We start from the raw sequence: 17,895 nt of genomic DNA, 5'->3' as shown, positions 1-17,895 counted from the left end.
CGATGACGCTGTCGGCGACGCTCATTCGGAACCTGGCCGCGCTGTACCCCTACGACGTCGATGGGAGCGACGATCTTGTCGACTCGCTCTCGTTCATCGACGCGCCACACGACGACGAAACGGTCATTCGCGCTGGATACGGAGCCGGCATCGTCGGCGCGCTCATCCCGTTACCGCTGTTAGTAACCTCAGCACCGCTCACGTTCGTCCTCTTTTTCGTCCTCGTAACGCCCGTCGCGGCGATCCACGCGATCCACTCGTTGCCGCATCTGCAGGCGGCGTTCCGACGGACCGAAGCGCTCGGCGACACGCCGAACCTCGTCGGCCGCGCCGTGTTACGAATGCAGGTTCAGCCGGCACTCGAGAGCGCCGTCCGATTCGCCGCAGAGACCGGGCGAGGGCCGCTGGCGGCCAGTCTCAACGGCCACGTCGACCGCTCGATGGGGACCGCGGACACGGGACTGCTGTCGTTCGCGGAGGAGTGGGCCGAGTGGTTCCCCGCGTTACGCCGCTCTTCACACCTGCTTGCGACCGCCCAGGACGCGCCGGAGGGCGAGCGAGCGCGAACGCTCGACCGAGCGCTCTCGGCAGTGCTCACCGGTACCCGGAACCAGATGGCGGATTTCACCGCCTCGATTCGCGCGCCGACGACCGCGCTGTTCGCCTTCGGGATCATGATCCCGCTGGCGCTGATCGCGCTCGTCCCGGCCGTGCCGATGGTCGGCTTCTCGGTCAACATCTGGATCATCGTGTTGCTGTACAACGTCGTCCTCCCCGCGTGTCTCGTCGCGGCGAGTCTCTGGCTGCTCGTCCGCCGCCCGGTCGCGTTCCCGCCGCCGAAAGTCAGCCACGACCACCCCGACGTTCCCGACCGGCTCTGGCTGCGGGGGCTGTGGGGCGTCATCGCGGGCGCGAGCGGGTACGCGATCACCGTGACGTTCGGTCCCGCCCATCTGGCGCCGGTCATCGGGCTCGGTCTCGGTCTCGGTGCCGGCCTGCTCGCGATCTTCGGGCCGATCCTCGAGGTGCGAAACTACGTCCGCGACGTTGAGGAACACCTCACCGACGCGCTCTACATCGTCGGCCGCCAGGTCGCCGAAGGGGAGTCCGTCGAGTCGGCGGTCGAACTCGCGGCGGAGCGAGTCCCCGCCGAAACGGGCGAGGTCTTCGAGCATGCTTCGGGCGTCCAGCGACGCCTGCACACGGGCGTCGAAGCCGCCTTCCTCGGCGAGTACGGGGCGCTCAGAGACGTCCCGAGCCCGCGAGCCCGCGGGACGGCCGCGCTGCTCGCGATCGCCGCCGACGAGGGAAAGCCCGCGGGTCGGGCGATCGTCTCGATGGCCGACCATCTGGAGGAACTCGACGAGGTCGAGGCCAAGACGAAGCGGAGTCTCGAGCAAGTGACGGGGACGCTCGACAACACGGCGGCCTATTTCGGACCGCTGGTGGCCGGCGCGACGGTCGCGATGGCTGCCATGATGTCCAGTGAGGACATGGTCGGGACGGCGGATCTCGACGCGGCCGCCTTTCCCGCCGAATCGCTCGCCATCGTCGTCGGCGTCTATCTCCTCACGCTGTGTTTCATCCTGGTTCCGCTCTCGATCGCCCTTCGGTACGGGTTAGATCGCGCCCTCTTCGGCTATCACATCGGCCGAGCGCTCGTCGCCTCGATGGTCCTGTACGGGTTTTCCGTCACCGTCATCGAGATGGCGCTGTAAATTGCCTCGGGGTCAAGCCCGAGGCTTTCGCGTGGACTCCCGTTCTATGCCTCGGTAGAGGCAGGGGGAACGTACTCCCCACTCACGTTCAGCGTCCCGCGATTTAAGCGCACATCTACGGGTGCGCCTCCGTCGCCTGCGTTTTGCCTGCGACGGAGATACTGCAAACCGATATTCTTGGAAGCGTTGTAGTCAGCGTGGTTCTCGTATCCGGACTGCTGACACTCGAACGATTCGTCCGATCGGTTGTCGTCGTAGGTAAACCCACACGTCGAGCAACGTTTCGACGTATTTCGAGGGTCAACCTGCACGGCTTCGACACCGTGTTCTTCCGCCTTGTATTCGACGTACTCGTAGAGGCGTCGGAACGCCCAGACGTGTTGCCACGTCGCCTCGAGAATGTTCTCCCGAATGTGGGTCAAGTCCTCGAACACGAGGTACGAACAGTCGTTCTCAACGGCCTCCTTGATAAGTTCGTTCGCCACCGTATGCAGGTATATCTCGAACCGCCCGTACTCTTTCTGACCGACTGCCTCAATGTTTTCATGGGCATGGCGAGAACCACACTGCTGAAGCGAGCCACGCCGTTTCTCGTATTCTCGACGCCAGTGGTTGAACTCGTCTGCCGACCAGAATCGCCCCGTCGAAGCGACGGCGAAGTTGTTCACGCCCAAATCCACACCAAGGACTGTTCTGTGCTTGGACTCGGATTCAGACGATTCTTCGTCTGCTTCGACTTTCCGCATCGAAGCATGGAGATACCAGTCACCGTCGCGGTACTGTAAGTGGGCCATCCGAAACTCAAAATCCTCGTCGGAAACGTACTTGGTCGGCGGTGTCTCCGAGTCGTCGGGGAGGGTGTAGTCACACTCAACGCGCCCGCCAACAGTCGAGAGGGAAACGTGGTCGCGGTGGAAGGTCGCACTCCGCTTGTCGTACACCGCGCTATCGGCAGAAAAGTACGGTTGTGATGTGCTTTCTCCACGTTTGAGTCGTTCGACTCCGCTTTTGACGGCTTCGACCGCTCTGCGAATCCCTTTCTGGACGAGATTCGCGGTGAGGTTGGTTTCGTCGCGGAGTTGGTCGTAGAGGGCGCGTTCGGCTTTGGCTTTGGAAGTGACGTGGTATCCGTCGTCGTCACCAGAAACGCGCGGCGTTTCTGGTTGGCGGCCAGATTCCTCTGGAATCTGGCGACGCCCGTGCCAGCACCACTCGCTTGCGGTGTTGGCGCAGTGTTTGAACTGCTCGACAGTCTCTCGGAGGAGCGGGTCGGCTCCTTCGGGCGTGTCGAGTTTGATGACGGCGGTACGACGGTACTCCACTGTATTTTCACATACACAGTTGATGTTACTTACACGTTGGGGGAGTCGGCCTGCCATCGTAACGTAGTTTGTGCCATCGGTTGTCGGCTTCCTCCCCGACCTCAAGGGTCGGGGCATCCGCCTTGTACCGCCTGTGAAGTCCGTCGATTTCGGTATTTGGAGGATCATAGCCTCAGCAGTTTTTGTTCGGATGTCCAACACTTATGAACTCGTAGAACTGCTATCAGATATCGGCCGTATCTTTGTCCGTTCACCTCTGTAATTTATAAAGTTCTTGATTTTCGTATTGTTCAGAGGTTTTAATATAATATGGTGTAGACACGATTTGTGTCGGTGGGGACTGAATGAAACGCGCAACCCAGATGGAGAGCTGTGAGGAGTGTGGTGGCCGTCTTCGAACGACGGAAAACGAAGTGGTCTGCGAGGACTGTGGGCTCGTGGTCGGCGAAGACAGTATCGATCGCGGCCCGGAGTGGCGGACACTCGAGAACGGCGACAGCCGACGCCGAACCGGCGCGCCGCTCGAGCGCTCGCGCCACGACAGGGGGCTGTCGACCAGAATCGGCTTTGGGACGGGGGCGGAGGTAACGGGCAAGCGTCAGCGCCAACTGGTTCGCATGCGTCGGCAACACAACCGAGCCCGATTCTCGTCGAAAGCCGAGCGGAACAAGGCCTACGGCTTTACCGAGATCCGTCGACTCGTCTCCTCGCTGTCGTTGCCGACGCCGGTCCGTGAACAGTCGTGTACGCTGTTCGAGTCGGCCCAGCACGAAGATCTGCTCTGTGGGCGCTCGCTCGAGGGGTTTTCTGCAGCGACGGTGTACGCGACCTGTCGCGTCCAGTCGATCGCGCGGACGATGGACGAGGTCGTCACGCAGGCGCGTGCGAGCAAGAGCGAACTCAAGGCGGCCTACGACGCGCTCAACCGAGAGCTCGGCCTACCGGTCGGCCCGATTTCGCCGATCGAGTATCTGCCGCGGTACACCTCCGAACTCGAACTGCAGGCGGATATCGAGAGCCGTGCCCGAGAGTACGCGACGTGGCTGGGCGAGCATGGCCGGATCGGCGGGAAGAACCCCAGCGGTGTCGCAGCCGCCTGTCTCTACCGGGCGGCCTACGACCACGGCGTCGATGTCACGCAAACCGAAGTCGCCGAACTGGCGAACGTCTCGCGGATGACGATTCGGTCGACGGCCACCGAGCTGAAACAGTACGGGTGACATCGATCCGGGAACATCCGTTTGCGTTCAGATAGGTTCTCGAGTGCGACCCCAAAGACGGTGTACAGGTTGAAAAAGGAGGACGCACCAATCCCGATATGATTGCTATCGCCGGTGCGAAAGGCGGCTGCGGGAAGACGATAACGACGCTCGGTCTCACTGAGGGCTTTGCGCGAAGCGGAACGCCAGCTATCGCGATCGACGCCGATCGCCAGCTCCCGAACGTACACGTGACCGGCGGCGTCGACCGCGAGCCGACGCTCGCGGCACTCACGTCGGAGTCCGACATCCGATCGGTCGCACAGGTGAGTCCGCGGACGTCGCGTGCCGGCATCGTTCCCGCTCCAGAGCCGTCCGATAAACTGGACTTCGAGTCGGTGCTCGGTCGACTCGAGACCGACTCGATACAGACGGTCGTCGACTGTCCCTCCGGGGCGGGACCCGACGTCGTCGAACCGCTGTCGGCGGCCGACGGCGTGATCGTTGTCACGACGGACAGCGAGCGGAGTCTCACGGCCGCCGAGACGACGGTCAAAATGGCTCGCCGGCTCGGCGTGTGCGTGCTCGGGACGGTGGTGAACAGGTGCGAGGAGGTCCCCACCGAGGTCGAATCGTGGGTCGACGTGCCGGTACTGGGCGTCGTTCCGGAGGTGGAGTCGCCGCTGACGGACGAGGACACCACGGCCGCCTACGAGGAAATCGTCGAGACGTTACAGCTGCGAAACGCGACCGACCGGACGCCACCGGCGTACGACGACGAACTGCTGCCGACGGGCATCGACACCCTCGACCGGCGACTCGGTGGTGGGCTGGCACCTGGCTCCGTGGTGGCGCTGACCGCCGAGCCGGCCAGTCAGTCCGAGCAACTGCTCTACGAGGCGACGGCACCCCGTGGCACGCTGTATCTCACGACCGAGCGGTCGGCGGCGAACGTCCGCCGGGCGATCGAGACCACGTCCGTCGAGACCGGGAATCCGACGATCCGCCACGTCGAGGGGACGACGGTCCTCGAGGAAGCCAGCGAGATTATCGGGAAGCTGCCCGACGGCGCCACGCTCGTCGTCGATCTCACAGACGTCCTAGAACGACACGATCGACGGGCGTACGTCTCGTTCCTGAACGATCTGAAGGATCGGATGGTCGAGACCGACGGCGTTGCCGTGTTACACTGTCTCGACGGACCCGGCCGACCGGAGAATCGAACGGCGACGATCCACGCGGTCGACGCCGTCTTCGATCTACGGACGACCGAGTCAGGCGTCGAAACGGCCGTCGACCACTACCTGTCGGTCCCCAAGTTCCGACCCGAGAGCACGTTCACCGAGACGATCGAACTCGAGTTCGACGGCGTGGCGGCGATGACGCTCGAGACGAAGCAGGACGTCGATTGAGCGTACGAAAACGAAATCCGTTGACCGGTCCGAATGCTCGGCCACGGACCCGGATCGATTCGGCACGAACGAGGAGTGAACGAGTTCGGCTCAGAGAACCCCGATACGGCCGGAGAGGCGCTTCTCGCAGCGTTCGATCGAGTGAGCGACGGCTTCGAAGGCATCGACCGCGTCGCAGTCGGGATGGGCGTCACGAACCGGCTGCCACCGCGCCATTGCGTCGTCGACTGCCGAGCACTCCTCGATTACCGCAGTTGGTGCACCGAGTTCCCGCTCGACGCGAGCCGTGAGCTGTTCGGAATCGTCGGCTGCGGCTCGGTTGCAGACGATCGACGCGATCGGCGTGTCGAGTTCGAGTGCGATCTCCCGCGTTCGAAGCGCGTCCACGAGCGCCGCTTCGGTCGGCGTGGTGACTAGCACAGCGACGTGGGCACACTTGAGCTGCGTGCCGACGTCGCGGGCCAGCCCCGCCGGACAGTCGATGACGACGCGGCTGCACTCCCGCTCGAGTCGGTCCACCACCCGTTCGAGTTCGCTCACGTTCGACGCGCGAGCACCAGCGAGCGTCCGGCCACAAGGGAGGATTCGAATCGAGCCGAACGAGTCGACCGCCTCGAGCGGATCGGCGCGTCCCGCGAGGACGTCGTGCAAGTCGGCGCCGCTCCCGCGGGGGAGATCCGCCGTCGCGAGATCCGCGTCGACGACGACGGCGTCGAGTTCCCGGGCGAGATTCAGCGAGACGGTCGATTTGCCGACGCCACCTTTTCCGCCGCTGACCGCGACGATCATGGGTCCCGTGTGAGAACATCGGGGGTCGGCGCCCAGCCGTCCAGTTCGGCGAGCACCTCGTCCGCCGTCGCGGTCGTTGCGTCGGAGACGCGCGATACCTCGAGGACCTCGAGCGGCGGCTCAGTCGGCGGGCTCGGACTGGCGAAGCCGACGCCGCGGCGGCGTCCCGGTTCGACAGTGCCCTCCCAGACGTCCCCGTCCCACTCGGGTGCCGTGATGCCGTTTCGACGCGGCGACCACGTCGGCCCGTCGAGGCGATTCTCGAGACGGACCGTCTGCGGGGTCGTCTGCGTGTTCGCGACGATTGCAGTCACGAACGTCACACCCTCCCGGCGATCAGTTTCCCAGTCGACCTCGACCATGCCCGTATTTTCGAGCGCGCTATCGTATAAAGTTCTACACGATTAGGGTGGCGTCGCCGATCGGTTCGCGACAGCAGAGCGCTCGAAATACTCACCGAAACCCGTGTAAAACTCGGTTCTGAGTTACAATCGGTCGAAAAGCCTCGAAACGGTTATCCCCCTCGGTAGTGGACTCCCGGACACATGATTCAGGTCGCGGTTAACGGCTACGGCACCATCGGGAAACGCGTCGCAGACGCCGTGCGAGAACAGCCGGATATGGAGGTCGTCGGCGTCGCCAAGACGCGGCCGAACTTCGAGGCCGAGACGGCCCTCGAAAAGGGGTTCCCGCTCTACGCCGCCATCGAAGAGCGCGCAGACCAGTTCGCGGAGGCCGGTCTCGAGATCGCCGGTCCCGTCGAGGACCTGGTCGACGAGGCCGACGTCGTCGTCGACGCGACGCCTTCGGGAATCGGCGCGGAGAACAAGTCGATGTACGAGGAGTACGACACGCCGGCGCTCTATCAGGGTGGCGAGGACGCCGACCTCGTCGACGTCAGCTTCAACGCGCGCTCGAACTTCGAGGACGCCGTCGACGCCGACCACGTCCGTGTCGTCTCCTGCAATACGACCGGACTCTCGCGAGTTCTCGCACCGCTTCGCGAGGCCTACGGCGTCGAGAAGGTTCGCGCGACGCTCGTCCGTCGGGGCGGCGACCCCGGCCAGACCTCCCGCGGGCCGATCAACGACATCCTGCCGAACCCGGTTACGATCCCCTCCCACCACGGGCCCGACGTCGAGACGATCTTCGACGACCTCGACATCGACACGCTCGGGATGAAGGTGCCCGCGACGCTGATGCACATGCACAGCCTGAACGTGACGCTGGCAGAGGAGGTCGACGCGAGCGAGGTTCGAGACCTGTTCGTCGACGAGTCCCGACTGTTCCTGATCCCCGAGCGAATGGATATCGACGGCAGCGGGAAACTCAAGGAGTACGCGATGGACGCGGGCCGCCCGCGCGGCGACATCTGGGAGAACTGCATCTGGGAGGAGTCCATCTCGACGGTCGGTAACGACCTCTATCTCTTCCAGGGGATCCACCAGGAGAGCGACGTCGTACCCGAGAACGTCGACGCCATTCGAGCGGTACTCGGCGCAGCCGACGCCGAGGAGAGTATTGAGACGACGAACGAGACGATGGGCGTCGGTCTGTAGATCGATCGTCTCGAGGGGCGATCCGGACACGACGCTCCCTCGCTTTCTTCGATTTCGATCACCCCAAACAACTAGTGACGACAGAAAGTTTTTGCCCCGCGGTCTACTACGGGTTCGCATGCGCCGAGACGACCGCGACGAACCCTTCGACGATCTGTTCCGCGAGATTGAACGCATGATGAACGAAATGATGAACGGAGCCGACGCGAACGTCGACTTCGACTCCTCGGGCGTCGACAACGGCTTCGGGATGGACACCCACGTCGACATCCACGAAACCGACGAAGAGATCCGTGTCGTCGCGGACCTCCCCGGCGTCGAGAAGGACAACATCGAACTCGAGTGCGACGGCAAGACGCTGACCATCTCCGCCTCGAGCGACCACCGCGAGTACGACGAACGCGTCTCGCTGCCCCAGCGCGTCAACGAGCACACGGCCTCCGCGACCTACAACAACGGCGTCCTCGAGGTTGTCTTCGACCTCGCGGAGCAGTCGTCGGGAATCAGTCTCGAGTAGGCGGTCCTCGCGGTCGCAGTCACAGCGACGTCGCAGTCGCGTTTCGCTTATTCTCGGTCGGCCGTCTTTCGAATCGCAGCCGCGAGTCGGTCATAAAAGCCCGGTTCGTACTTCGTCTCCTCGTCGATCGTCGGTCGCGCGTTCGTCTCGTTGACTACCACGCCATCGTCGGTCTCGAGCAGATCGACGCCAAGGAACGGAATCTCGAGTTCGCGAGCGACGGATTCAGCCAATTCGCGCCACGGTTCGGGCAGGTCGACGCCGGTCGCTTCCGCCCCGCGGTGGACGTTGTGTTTCCACTGGCCCTCCGCGACCGCCTCGTCGGGCAGGCGACGCTCGACCGCGCCGACGCACTCGCCCTCGAGGACCATCACCCGGTAGTCGGTCGCGTCGGGGAGGTACTCCTGGACGAGAAAGGAGCGGTCGCCGGTCGCGCGGTAGTCGTGGACCAGCGAGAGGTAGTCACAGATCCCCAGAAACGAGTCGAGGTCGTGAGCTTTCGCGACGCCGACCCCGCGGGTCGTCGAGTTCGGTTTGACGACGACTGGCGGCTCGAACCGCTCGAAGACCTCGGCGAGTCCGGACTCCGAGACGTCGTTCGAGACGTAGACCGACTCCGGCACCGGGAGGTCGGCCCGACCGAGACGCGCGATCACCTCGGCTTTGTTCCGCGAGGTCAACACCGTCTCGTGGTCGTTGAGCCACGGCACCTCGAGCAGGGCGTCGGCGACCCCACCCTCCATCAGTCGGCCAGGATAGACGTAGCCGGCGTCGTACTCGTCGGGCGACCACGGCGCGTCCTCCCCGAGCGGGACCACGCGCTCGCTCACGGGCACGTGATGAACCCGAATGCCTCGCTCGGCCAGCGGCTCTCGCATCCGCTGGAACGTCTCCTGATCGTTGGCGACCGCGAGATCGATCATACGGGAACGTCGGGAGTAAAGAGGTAAAAAGGTGCTCGAGACACTCGGTCGGGACTCCGATTAGTGGTCAGGAGCGCGTCTCGAGCAGACGCGAGAGACGCGCGACTCGGGGGAGGGCAGGCAACTCACCGGCAGTTACCGCGAGGGAGCGAAGCGGACGAGCGGGCCGACAACTGATGTGAGCGAGTGACTAATAGGAACGAGTGAACGGAAGGAGGAGTGTCTTCGTGAGCGAAGCGAACGAAGGCTCGGAAGTCGCAGCCCGCGAGCGATAGCGAGCAGGAACGTCTTCCGTTGCTTTTAATCGAATCTGATCGGAGCGAAGCTCCGCGAGGTCCAAAAGAGCGCTTCGCGCTCTTTTGAAGATTTTGCCGAGGGCCGCCAACGGCGGCCCGCAGAGCAAAACTTCGTTCTTAGGCAATCAGCTGCTCTTCGCCCCGTTCGACGACGACTCGGCACGGCGGCGAGATCTTGTTGTAGGCGCGTCGGAGCGCGTCCTTGGCGAACTCGGCGTCGTCGACGTCACACCAGATCGTAAAGATGCGCTCGCCGGAGCCCATTCGCGCGGCGGTGCCGACGATCTTCCCGAAGGACTGTCGCATCCCGTCGGAAACACGGTCCGCACCCGCACCCGTCGCCTGCTTGTTCTCTCGGATGACCTGGTGGGGGAACTTCCGGAGAATCATCTTGTAGTTGTGCTCACCGGCGTTTTTCAGCATGTGACGGTTGGCCGAGAGGCGCGAGGCCTCGAGGCTCCCGTGACGGATCTGCACTTCCTCCTCGGTGATGAGACTGATCTGGACGGGGTACTCGTCAGGGTCGGCGCTGACGTCGCCCATCTTGTGCTGTGCGATTTTCGAGCCCGGGATGCCGGTGATGTATTCGCGGCGCGTGTAGGCCGGCTTATCGATTTCCCGGTACATTGAGGCAGGTTTGTCTGACATGGCTGTGATTACTTACGAAAACGCAGGCCTACCGTGCGGATAAAGGCTTCGAACCACGCGCTGGGGGCGAGAGTCGGACGGCAAGCGGACGAGGGGCCACCAACCGATCGCGTCGACGTCGAAACCAGTACGAACGGGCGGGCGAGCGAGCCGATTCGAGGCGAGGAGCCGACGGGTCGTAGGGTCGAGAGCGGCGTTTACAGCCCTCGAGGCCGAGGGACCACTCGAAGGAACGGGAGTCTGAACTCCGGGCAAGGTTGGTACTGTCGGACAGAACTATTGTGAAAATTCGCCGCACCCGTCCGGCGAATGCTCTTCATCGACTTCTATCCGACAGTATGAGTAGCCGTCACTACTGTGACGACACCGACAGCACGACACGCGCGGCGACAAAACAATCGGCTCAGTTGGCGAGGACGTATCGATCGTCGCGCTTCTCGACGAGGCCCGCACTCGAGAGTGAGTTGAGGACGCTCAGGATTCCGATTTTCTTCATCGAGAGGATCTGCCCCATCTCGTCGGCGGTGGCACCGCCCGTCGCGTCGATGTAAAGGTAGACGAGCTTGCCCTGTGGGGACTCGACCTCGGTCGGCAACTGACTGATTTCGGGGCTGGGGTGAGTCTGTTCTATCATCGTATCAACACCAACGACGAACTCCTGTATAAAGCTATGGTGGAGATAATGCATATTGGCTAACGAGTATTATTGTGATTATATCTATTGATACGGAGCGACAGGGGAAGCTATCGAGATGCGATGAATGCTATTGTTCCGCACACGGCAGACTGCAACCCTACAAACAGGATCAGACGACTATCTCGTCTCGAAATAGTTCCCGACGTTGATTCGACTCAGTTCGACTCGATTCGATTTGCATTGCCGAAGTCACTCTAACTGACAGTAGCAAATAAAATAAACGGTTGTTATAGTTCGGCCCTCCGCTACCATATAAGGAATATTAATATTGGACAGTCCGCGACGGCCGCCGGCCGAGTGAACGGGCCTCGAGTGGAACCGTCAGGCGAACGGTTCCGGCCTCGGCATCGCTCACGCACGAGTATTCGTGAGTGACTCGAGCCGTGAGCGAGGGCGTCCGCATTGATCGCACACCTCCGTCGGCGCGATCAACGAAACGTCGCGATGGCGGCGTTTTTAAGGCGCCTCCGCCGATAGTGTGACACATGATGAAGAGTTTCCGGATCGGGTCCCTGTTCGGGATTCCGATCAAGTTGGATCTCACGTTCTTACTGGTGTTGCCGCTGTTCGCGTATCTCATCGGCGTCCAGATCGAACCCGTCGTCGATATCCTCAACGCGTCCATGGGTGCGGGGATCGATGTCGACGCGCTCACCACCGAGTGGTGGCTGCCCTACCTCATCGGACTGGTCGCCGCGATCGGCCTGTTCGTCGGCGTCGTCCTGCACGAACTCGGCCACTCGCTGACGGCCCAGCGCTACGGCTTCCCGATCGACTCGATCACGCTCTGGCTGCTCGGCGGGATCGCCGCGCTCTCGGAGATGCCCGAGGACTGGCGACAGGAACTGAACATCGCTATCGCCGGCCCCATCGTCTCCATACTCGTCGGTATCGGCTCCTACGCGCTCTTTCTCCTCACGCCGGAGAGCTTCGACGGCGCGCGGTTCGTCCTGGGCTATCTCGCGGTGTTGAACATCGTCCTCGCCGGCTTCAACATGATCCCCGCGTTCCCGATGGACGGCGGTCGCGTCCTCCGGGCGTTGCTCGCCCGCAACACTCCCTACGCGAAGGCGACCCAGCAGGCCGCCAGCGTCGGTAAACTGTTCGCGATCCTGATGGGGCTGTTCGGGATTCTCCAGTTCAACGTGATTTTCATCGCGCTGGCCTTCTTCATCTACATCGCCGCCTCGAGCGAGGCCCAGCAGGTGACGATGAAAGCCGCCTTCCAGGACGTCACCGTCGGCGACATCATGACGCCCGCGAAGGATCTCCACACCGTCGGCCCCGCGACGTCGGTCGCAGCGTTGATCCAGCGGATGTTCACCGAGCGCCACACCGGCTATCCCGTGATCGACCGCAGCGGCTTCGAGGGCGAACGACTCGTCGGCCTCGTCACGTTGAGCGACGCCCGCGAAATCGACCCCGTCGAGCGCGACGCGTTCACCGTCGAAGAGGTGATGACGACCGACCTGAAGACGATTTCACCCGAGTCGGACGCGATGACGGCGATCGAACGGATGCGCGAGAACAACATCGGTCGCCTGCTCGTCGTCGACGACGGCGACCTCATCGGTCTCATCTCACGTTCGGACGTGATGACCGCCTTCGACATCGTCCAAAAGAGCGGCTCGGTGAGCCCGAACCGGCAGCCGCGAACTGCAGACTGAGCGACGGACTGTCGACGTAATCGAGCGGTGAAGCGGCAAAAAAAGCCGTTTCGACCGTCTCGAGCGCCGCTATCAACATTCTTAACCGCAACCGGGGCCGACTCCTCGGCGATGCCACCGGCCATCGAGACGACGGACCTCGTGAAGGAGTACGGCGACTTGCGCGCCCTACAGGAGCTGTCGCTCACCGTCGAGGAGGGCGAGTTCTTCGGCCTGCTCGGCCCCAACGGCGCGGGCAAGACGACGTTCATCAACACGCTGGTCGGCCTGGTCCGCAAGACCGGCGGCGACGCGCGCGTCTTCGGCCACGACGTCGAAGACGACTACCGGCAGGCCCGCGACGCGATCGGGCTGGCACCCCAGGAGTTCAACGTCGATCGCTTCTTCCCCATCCGGGAAGTCCTCGAGCACAAGGCCGGCTACCACGGCGTTTCAGAGGAGGAAGCCGCCAAGCGGGCCGACGAGGTGCTGAAGCGAGTCGGGATCTACGACAAGCGCAACGAACGGTTCGACTGGCTCTCCGGCGGGATGAAACGCCGACTCCTGCTCGCGCGTGCGCTCGTTACCGATCCGGATCTGTTGATTCTGGACGAGCCGACGGCCGGCGTTGACGTCCAGTTGCGCCACGACCTCTGGGAACTCGTCACCGAACTCAACGAGGAGGGGACGACCATCCTGCTGACCACCCACTACATCGAGGAAGCCGAACGCCTCTGTGACCGCGTCGCGATCATGAACGAGGGTCAGAAGGTGACCGTCGCGACGCCGGACGAACTGAAGACCCGCGGCACGGACACGATTTCGGTCCGACTCGAGTCCCCGGTTTCCTCGAGCGCGACGGCCGACCTCGAGACTGATCTCGGCGCGTACGCCCACGAGGTTTCCGCGGCCGGCGACCGCCTCGAGGTTCGCGTCGACGACGGCGGCTCGACCGCGCCGCAGTTGCTCAACGACCTCGAGGCGATGGGCTACGAGATCGTCGATCTCGAGATCTCCAGAACGTCGCTCGAGGAGATCTTCGTCGACCTGACGCGGAGCGAGGATCGGACGGTGACCCGCTCCAGTGCGTCGTCCGCGGACGATGGCGCAGAGGAGAACGCCGAGGAGAAACGCGACGCCGAACGCGAGCGCGAACGCGAACAGGAGGGGGTCGCCTGATGCTGTCGGTCGGCTTCCGGGCGCTCTTCCGGCGCGAACTGCTGCGATTCATCCGGCGACCGAAGAACACGTTCATGCCGCCGGCGATCACGAACGTCCTCTACTTCGCCGTCTTCGGCGTTATTCTGGGCGGGCGGATCGAGGAACCGGTCGAGGGGATCGGCTACATCCTCTTTCTCATCCCAGGTCTCGTCGTGCTCGGCGTCATCTCGAACGCCTTCGAGAACGCCTCGTTCTCGATCTTCCACGGGCGCTGGAACGAGTACATCCACGAGACGCTCACCTCGCCGCTGTCCTACGCGGAGATGGTCGTCGCCTACGTCGGCGCGAGCGCCGTGCGAGGGCTGATCGTCGGGGTCATCGTCGCGATCATCGGCGCACTGTTCGTCCCGCTCTCGGTCGAGAACGTCCTGTTCCTCGTCACCACGATGGTCGTCATCGCCGCGCTCTTCGCCGGCCTGGGGATCATCGGCGGCCTGGTCGCGCGTGACTTCGACGATCTCACCGTCATGAACCAGTTCATCCTGCGGCCGCTGGTGTTCTTCGGCGCGGTCTTCTACTCGCTGACCATGCTGGACCCCGTCTGGCAGTATGTCTCGCTGTTCAATCCGATGGTCTACATGGTCGACAGCGTCCGGTACGGCTTGCTGGGCTACTCGGATCTGCTCGAGGTCGCGCCGGCGGCCTACGCCGAGTTCGCGCCGTACGCCTCGCTGGGTATTCTGACGCTGCTCACCGTCGTCGTCATCGCGATAGACGTCTACCTGTTTAAAATCGGCTACGGGCTGACGGACTGAGGCGGCCGACGCGCGGCGGTTCGCCTCGAGCGGCTACTCCGCTACTCCTCGCGGTCCGCGACTTTGACCACCTGTTTCCCGATGTTCTCGCCCTCGAACAGCCCGAGGAACGCGTCGGGAGCGTTCTCGAAGCCTTCGACGACGTTCTCGCGGTACTGGATATCGCCGCTCTGGACGAACTGCGAGAGGCGCTGGAGCGCCTCGCCCCAGCGGGGCTGGTAGTCGCTGACGAGCAGCCCTTCGACCGTCGCTCGCGTCTCGATGAGTTTGGCGAGCTTTCGCGGGCCGGTCGGCACCTGTGTCTCGTTGTACAGCGCGATCTGGCCGCAGACCGCGACGCGGGCGTCGACGTTCAGCCGGGGCCAGACGGCGTCCGTGATTGGACCGCCGACGTTGTCGAAGTAGACGTCGACGCCGCTCGGACAGCTCTCGTCGACCGCGCCGGAGAGGTCGTCGGTCTCCTTGTAGTTGATCGCGGCGTCGAAGCCGAGCTCCTCGGTGAGCCACTCGACTTTCGCCTCGCTGCCGGCGGTACCGACTACACGTGCGCCCGAGAGTTTCGCGAGCTGGCCAACGACGGAGCCGACCGCGCCCGCGGCGGCGGAGACGACGACCGTGTCGCCGGGGTTGGGGTCGGCGACGTCGGTGGTGCCCCAGTAGGCCGTTACGCCGGGCATCCCGAGCACGCCGAGGGCCGTCGAAATCGGGCCGTGATCCGGATTTACGCGCTGGAGTTCGCCCGCGTCCGCCACGATGTGTTCCGCCCACAGGAGATCGCCGGTGACGAAATCGCCCTCTGCGAACCGACTGCTGTTGGACTCGAGGACCTTCCCGACGACGCTGGCCTGCATCGGATCGCCGACGTCCCACGGCTCTGCGTAAGACTCCGCGTCGCGCATCCGGCCGCGCATGTAGGGGTCGACGGACTGGTAGAGCGTCTTGATCAGTACCTCGTTCGGGCCGGGTTCGGGCCGGTCGACGGTGACGAGTTCGAAGTTGTCGTGGGTCGGTTCGCCGACCGGACGGCTCGCGAGCTGCCACTGTCTGGTTTCTGCCATACCCCCAATGGGTGGGGACGGTAGGTTAATATTGGTGTCCCGGAACCGGTCGGACGTTTCGTTCGTTAGATTCGGACTCGAGTACACGACTCGAACCGCGACCAGATTTCGATAATGGGGAACCGGCCCCTTTTGGGACCCTCACAAATCCCGACCCGAAAGGAAACGTTTTGGCGGTTATCCGTCATCAGTACAGTATGGATCACGACGTTCTCAACGAGTTGCTAGCCGGAAACGAGCGTCACGTCGACGGCCTGCCCGGCACGTACTTCGACGCGGTACAGGCGGGACAACATCCCGACGTCGTCACCGTCTGCTGTTCGGACTCGCGAGTCCCACAAGAACGGATGTGGGGCGTCGACGACCCGGGAACGGTGTTCACCCCGAGCAACATCGGCAACCAGGTCTGGGACGAGGACGACGGCGAGCGAATCGTCGACGGCGGCCTGCTGTACCCGATCCACCACGCCGACACCGACGTCGCCGCCGTCGTCGGTCACACCGGCTGCGGGGCCGTTACCGCCGCGTACCACGCTGCAACTGGTGGTGAGCTCCCCGGTCCACGAGGCGTCGACAAGTGGGTCGAGATGCTCCGCCCCGTGGTCGAGGACGCCCTCGAGAGCGACCTGATCGACACCGACGCCGACGAGGAGACCGTAATCAACCAGCTCGTCGAGTACAACGTCGACTATCAGGCGACGTTCCTCCGCGAGTCCGACGACGTCCCGGACGACATCGATGTCTACGGCTTCGTCTACGACTTCCAGGGGATCTACGGCGACGAACACGGGCGTGCGTATCTGGTCAACGTCAACGGCGAGACGAACCCCGAGGCGATCGCTGCAGAGATCCCGGACGAGTACGCGGAAGCGACGCGCAGTCTGCTCTACTGAGGGCGGTTGGAGTCGTCGATCGACGCTTCGAACCGTAGTTAGTCGGGCGATCCGCTGCCGGTAGCGTTTTCCCGGCCGCGGTGGAACGCTCTCCTATGCGGGAGCTCCTCGAGTCGGACACCGGCTTCTACTACGCCGTCGGCGTCTTTACGATCCTCGTCTTCCTCCTGGCGCTAGCAGTCCTCGCGATGGTCAACCCGAGCGGCATCGGCGCGATTGAACTCGGCGGACTCGTCGTCGGCTTTTTCGTGTTCATGCTGGTGTTTTTCGTCTCCGTGGCGGTCCACCGACTCGAGGAGCGAAACGAGCTGTGAGTGACCGAAAGGAGTTTGCCAAACAGGAAGTATGTGCCCAGTACAGGGGGCATACCGGACGAATACATTGAGTCGCAGCCTTTATGCATATCGGAGCACTCTCTTTAGAAGCAATGGCGAAAGGAACCGTTGATTTCTTCAACGACACTGGCGGCTACGGATTCATCGAGACTGAGGACGCGGACGACGACGTGTTCTTCCACATGGAAGACATCGGCGGCCCGGACCTTGAGGAAGGACAGGAACTCGAGTTCGACATCGAGCAGGCCCCCAAGGGCCCGCGCGCGACGAACGTCGAGCGCCTGTAAATCGGAATTCGCGGAGGTATCGGCACTTCAGAACAGTATTTTACACCGACAAGCGACAGCGCCCTCCCGCGGTAGCGGACCCGGTGAACGTTTAGTGGCTCCAGCGCCCACTGACGGGCATGGCCGAATCGACAGCCGAACCCGAGCCGGTAATCCGCCGCAGCAACGACATCGACTACGAATCCGTGAGCGCCGCCGACGGCCTCGAGAAGGGCGTCCTGATCAGCGACGACCACGGCGCGCCGAACTTCGCGATCCGACGGTTCGTCCTCGAGGCCGGGGCCGAAGTGCCCGAACACACGAACGAGGTCGAACACGAACAGTACGTCCTCGAGGGCGAGTACACAGTAGGTATCGGCAACGAGGAGTACGAGGTCGCCGCGGGCGACTCGCTGCTTATCCCCGGCGGGACCGTCCACTGGTACCGAAACGAAGGCGACGAGCCCGGAGCGTTCCTCTGTGCCGTGCCGAACGGTGACGACGCGATCGAACTGGTCGACTGAAAGGGGGGTATCGTAGCCAACCGGCGATCTCGGAACCCGTTCTTCTGTACCGCGTCTCGGTTCTTCGCCGGGAAACTGTAAACATCTACGATAATCCCTCTGAGACGGCGACTCGGC

At 63.3% G+C, this 17,895-nt stretch carries 19 protein-coding genes; 12 read left to right on the top strand and 7 right to left on the bottom strand.

The window, feature by feature from the left end; translation table 11 throughout:
* Positions 1-2 precede the first annotated feature (2 nt).
* Positions 3-1,718: a hypothetical protein gene (locus NATTI_RS0109540; protein WP_006087670.1), complete on the top strand. Its 1,716-nt coding sequence runs from the start codon at positions 3-5 to the stop codon at positions 1,716-1,718.
* Positions 1,719-1,762: 44 nt separating this feature from the next.
* On the opposite strand, the gene NATTI_RS0109535 is transcribed toward NATTI_RS0109540, so the two are convergent.
* Positions 1,763-3,040, bottom strand: coding sequence for an RNA-guided endonuclease InsQ/TnpB family protein (locus tag NATTI_RS0109535; RefSeq protein WP_006087669.1), 1,278 nt, complete (start codon positions 3,038-3,040; stop codon positions 1,763-1,765).
* A gap of 344 nt (positions 3,041-3,384) precedes the next feature.
* On the opposite strand from NATTI_RS0109535, the gene NATTI_RS0109530 reads away from it, so the two are divergent.
* Positions 3,385-4,260, top strand: coding sequence for a transcription initiation factor IIB (locus NATTI_RS0109530; RefSeq protein WP_006087667.1), 876 nt, complete (start codon positions 3,385-3,387; stop codon positions 4,258-4,260).
* 98 nt (positions 4,261-4,358) lie between these two features.
* Positions 4,359-5,651 carry a DUF7125 family protein gene (locus NATTI_RS0109525; RefSeq protein WP_019991779.1) on the top strand — a complete coding sequence of 431 codons (1,293 nt, stop codon included), beginning with the start codon at positions 4,359-4,361 and terminating at the stop codon, positions 5,649-5,651.
* Between the two features lie 90 nt (positions 5,652-5,741).
* On the opposite strand, the gene NATTI_RS0109520 is transcribed toward NATTI_RS0109525, so the two are convergent.
* Positions 5,742-6,440, bottom strand: a complete 699-nt coding sequence (locus NATTI_RS0109520; protein WP_006092416.1) for a MinD/ParA family ATP-binding protein — start codon at positions 6,438-6,440, stop codon at positions 5,742-5,744.
* Entirely contained in the window at positions 6,437-6,802 is a 366-nt protein-coding gene (locus NATTI_RS0109515) for a DUF7857 domain-containing protein (RefSeq protein WP_006092417.1), read from the bottom strand. Before NATTI_RS0109515 ends, NATTI_RS0109520 begins: the two co-directional genes overlap by 4 nt.
* A 183-nt stretch (positions 6,803-6,985) precedes the next feature.
* Here NATTI_RS0109515 and NATTI_RS0109510 point away from each other — a divergent pair, with 183 nt between their 5' ends.
* Both NATTI_RS0109510 and NATTI_RS0109505 read left to right on the top strand, forming a co-directional pair.
* On the top strand, positions 6,986-7,999 hold the full coding sequence (locus NATTI_RS0109510; protein ID WP_006092419.1) for a type II glyceraldehyde-3-phosphate dehydrogenase: 1,014 nt from the start codon (positions 6,986-6,988) through the stop codon (positions 7,997-7,999).
* Positions 8,000-8,117: 118 nt separating this feature from the next.
* A complete protein-coding gene (locus tag NATTI_RS0109505) occupies positions 8,118-8,516 on the top strand; it encodes an Hsp20/alpha crystallin family protein (protein ID WP_006092421.1) in 399 nt (132 codons plus the stop codon).
* Between the two features lie 47 nt (positions 8,517-8,563).
* Here the strand turns inward: NATTI_RS0109505 and NATTI_RS0109500 are convergent, their stop codons facing one another.
* From NATTI_RS0109500 to NATTI_RS0109490, 3 genes are all read right to left on the bottom strand, one after another.
* On the bottom strand, positions 8,564-9,439 hold the full coding sequence (locus NATTI_RS0109500; protein WP_006092423.1) for an ATP-grasp domain-containing protein: 876 nt from the start codon (positions 9,437-9,439) through the stop codon (positions 8,564-8,566).
* A gap of 413 nt (positions 9,440-9,852) precedes the next feature.
* Positions 9,853-10,383, bottom strand: a complete 531-nt coding sequence (locus NATTI_RS0109495; protein WP_006092425.1) for a 50S ribosomal protein L16 — start codon at positions 10,381-10,383, stop codon at positions 9,853-9,855.
* Positions 10,384-10,786: 403 nt separating this feature from the next.
* Positions 10,787-11,017: a helix-turn-helix domain-containing protein gene (locus tag NATTI_RS0109490; protein ID WP_006092426.1), complete on the bottom strand. Its 231-nt coding sequence runs from the start codon at positions 11,015-11,017 to the stop codon at positions 10,787-10,789.
* Between the two features lie 548 nt (positions 11,018-11,565).
* On the opposite strand from NATTI_RS0109490, the gene NATTI_RS0109485 reads away from it, so the two are divergent.
* The 3 genes from NATTI_RS0109485 to NATTI_RS0109475 all read left to right on the top strand — a co-directional run bounded on the left by NATTI_RS0109485 (position 11,566) and on the right by NATTI_RS0109475 (position 14,702).
* The gene (locus tag NATTI_RS0109485) at positions 11,566-12,747 is read left to right on the top strand and encodes a CBS domain-containing protein (protein WP_006092428.1); all 1,182 of its coding nucleotides are present in this window, start codon (positions 11,566-11,568) and stop codon (positions 12,745-12,747) included.
* Between the two features lie 111 nt (positions 12,748-12,858).
* Positions 12,859-13,905, top strand: a complete 1,047-nt coding sequence (locus NATTI_RS0109480; RefSeq protein WP_006092429.1) for an ABC transporter ATP-binding protein — start codon at positions 12,859-12,861, stop codon at positions 13,903-13,905.
* The gene (locus NATTI_RS0109475) at positions 13,905-14,702 is read left to right on the top strand and encodes an ABC transporter permease (protein ID WP_006092431.1); all 798 of its coding nucleotides are present in this window, start codon (positions 13,905-13,907) and stop codon (positions 14,700-14,702) included. Before NATTI_RS0109480 ends, NATTI_RS0109475 begins: the two co-directional genes overlap by 1 nt.
* Positions 14,703-14,743: 41 nt before the next feature.
* On the opposite strand, the gene NATTI_RS0109470 is transcribed toward NATTI_RS0109475, so the two are convergent.
* Positions 14,744-15,760 (bottom strand): NADP-dependent oxidoreductase, encoded by a 1,017-nt coding sequence (locus tag NATTI_RS0109470; protein WP_006092433.1) that lies wholly within the window; start codon positions 15,758-15,760, stop codon positions 14,744-14,746.
* A 197-nt stretch (positions 15,761-15,957) separates the two neighbouring features.
* Between NATTI_RS0109470 and NATTI_RS0109465 the strand changes: the two genes are divergently transcribed.
* From NATTI_RS0109465 to NATTI_RS0109450, 4 genes are all read left to right on the top strand, one after another.
* Entirely contained in the window at positions 15,958-16,653 is a 696-nt protein-coding gene (locus NATTI_RS0109465; protein ID WP_006092435.1) for a carbonic anhydrase, read from the top strand.
* A 95-nt stretch (positions 16,654-16,748) separates the two neighbouring features.
* Complete coding sequence (locus NATTI_RS0109460; protein WP_006092437.1) at positions 16,749-16,967, top strand: hypothetical protein; 219 nt, start codon at positions 16,749-16,751, stop codon at positions 16,965-16,967.
* Positions 16,968-17,080: 113 nt separating this feature from the next.
* A complete protein-coding gene (locus tag NATTI_RS0109455; protein ID WP_005554588.1) occupies positions 17,081-17,275 on the top strand; it encodes a cold-shock protein in 195 nt (64 codons plus the stop codon).
* Positions 17,276-17,394: 119 nt separating this feature from the next.
* Complete coding sequence (locus NATTI_RS0109450) at positions 17,395-17,778, top strand: cupin domain-containing protein (protein ID WP_006092438.1); 384 nt, start codon at positions 17,395-17,397, stop codon at positions 17,776-17,778.
* Positions 17,779-17,895: the final 117 nt, after the last annotated feature.

Source organism: Natronorubrum tibetense GA33 (assembly GCF_000383975.1).
GTDB classification, from domain to species: Archaea; Halobacteriota; Halobacteria; order Halobacteriales; family Natrialbaceae; genus Natronorubrum; species Natronorubrum tibetense.
The sequence above is the reverse complement of the archived record's forward strand: the minus strand, read 5'-3'. Positions and strand labels throughout refer to the sequence as shown.

Bases quoted from the DNA above. Each gene is read 5' to 3' on its own strand.
- NATTI_RS0109540 (WP_006087670.1), top strand. From the start codon at position 3: ATGACGCTGTCGGCGACGCTCATTCGGAACCTGGCCGCGCTGTACCCC.
- NATTI_RS0109530 (WP_006087667.1), top strand. From the start codon at position 3,385: ATGAAACGCGCAACCCAGATGGAGAGCTGTGAGGAGTGTGGTGGCCGT.
- NATTI_RS0109525 (WP_019991779.1), top strand. From the start codon at position 4,359: ATGATTGCTATCGCCGGTGCGAAAGGCGGCTGCGGGAAGACGATAACG.
- NATTI_RS0109520 (WP_006092416.1), bottom strand. From the start codon at position 6,440: ATGATCGTCGCGGTCAGCGGCGGAAAAGGTGGCGTCGGCAAATCGACC.
- NATTI_RS0109515 (WP_006092417.1), bottom strand. From the start codon at position 6,802: ATGGTCGAGGTCGACTGGGAAACTGATCGCCGGGAGGGTGTGACGTTC.
- NATTI_RS0109510 (WP_006092419.1), top strand. From the start codon at position 6,986: ATGATTCAGGTCGCGGTTAACGGCTACGGCACCATCGGGAAACGCGTC.
- NATTI_RS0109505 (WP_006092421.1), top strand. From the start codon at position 8,118: ATGCGCCGAGACGACCGCGACGAACCCTTCGACGATCTGTTCCGCGAG.
- NATTI_RS0109500 (WP_006092423.1), bottom strand. From the start codon at position 9,439: ATGATCGATCTCGCGGTCGCCAACGATCAGGAGACGTTCCAGCGGATG.
- NATTI_RS0109495 (WP_006092425.1), bottom strand. From the start codon at position 10,383: ATGTCAGACAAACCTGCCTCAATGTACCGGGAAATCGATAAGCCGGCC.
- NATTI_RS0109490 (WP_006092426.1), bottom strand. From the start codon at position 11,017: ATGATAGAACAGACTCACCCCAGCCCCGAAATCAGTCAGTTGCCGACC.
- NATTI_RS0109485 (WP_006092428.1), top strand. From the start codon at position 11,566: ATGATGAAGAGTTTCCGGATCGGGTCCCTGTTCGGGATTCCGATCAAG.
- NATTI_RS0109480 (WP_006092429.1), top strand. From the start codon at position 12,859: ATGCCACCGGCCATCGAGACGACGGACCTCGTGAAGGAGTACGGCGAC.
- NATTI_RS0109475 (WP_006092431.1), top strand. From the start codon at position 13,905: ATGCTGTCGGTCGGCTTCCGGGCGCTCTTCCGGCGCGAACTGCTGCGA.
- NATTI_RS0109470 (WP_006092433.1), bottom strand. From the start codon at position 15,760: ATGGCAGAAACCAGACAGTGGCAGCTCGCGAGCCGTCCGGTCGGCGAA.
- NATTI_RS0109465 (WP_006092435.1), top strand. From the start codon at position 15,958: ATGGATCACGACGTTCTCAACGAGTTGCTAGCCGGAAACGAGCGTCAC.
- NATTI_RS0109460 (WP_006092437.1), top strand. From the start codon at position 16,749: ATGCGGGAGCTCCTCGAGTCGGACACCGGCTTCTACTACGCCGTCGGC.
- NATTI_RS0109455 (WP_005554588.1), top strand. From the start codon at position 17,081: ATGGCGAAAGGAACCGTTGATTTCTTCAACGACACTGGCGGCTACGGA.
- NATTI_RS0109450 (WP_006092438.1), top strand. From the start codon at position 17,395: ATGGCCGAATCGACAGCCGAACCCGAGCCGGTAATCCGCCGCAGCAAC.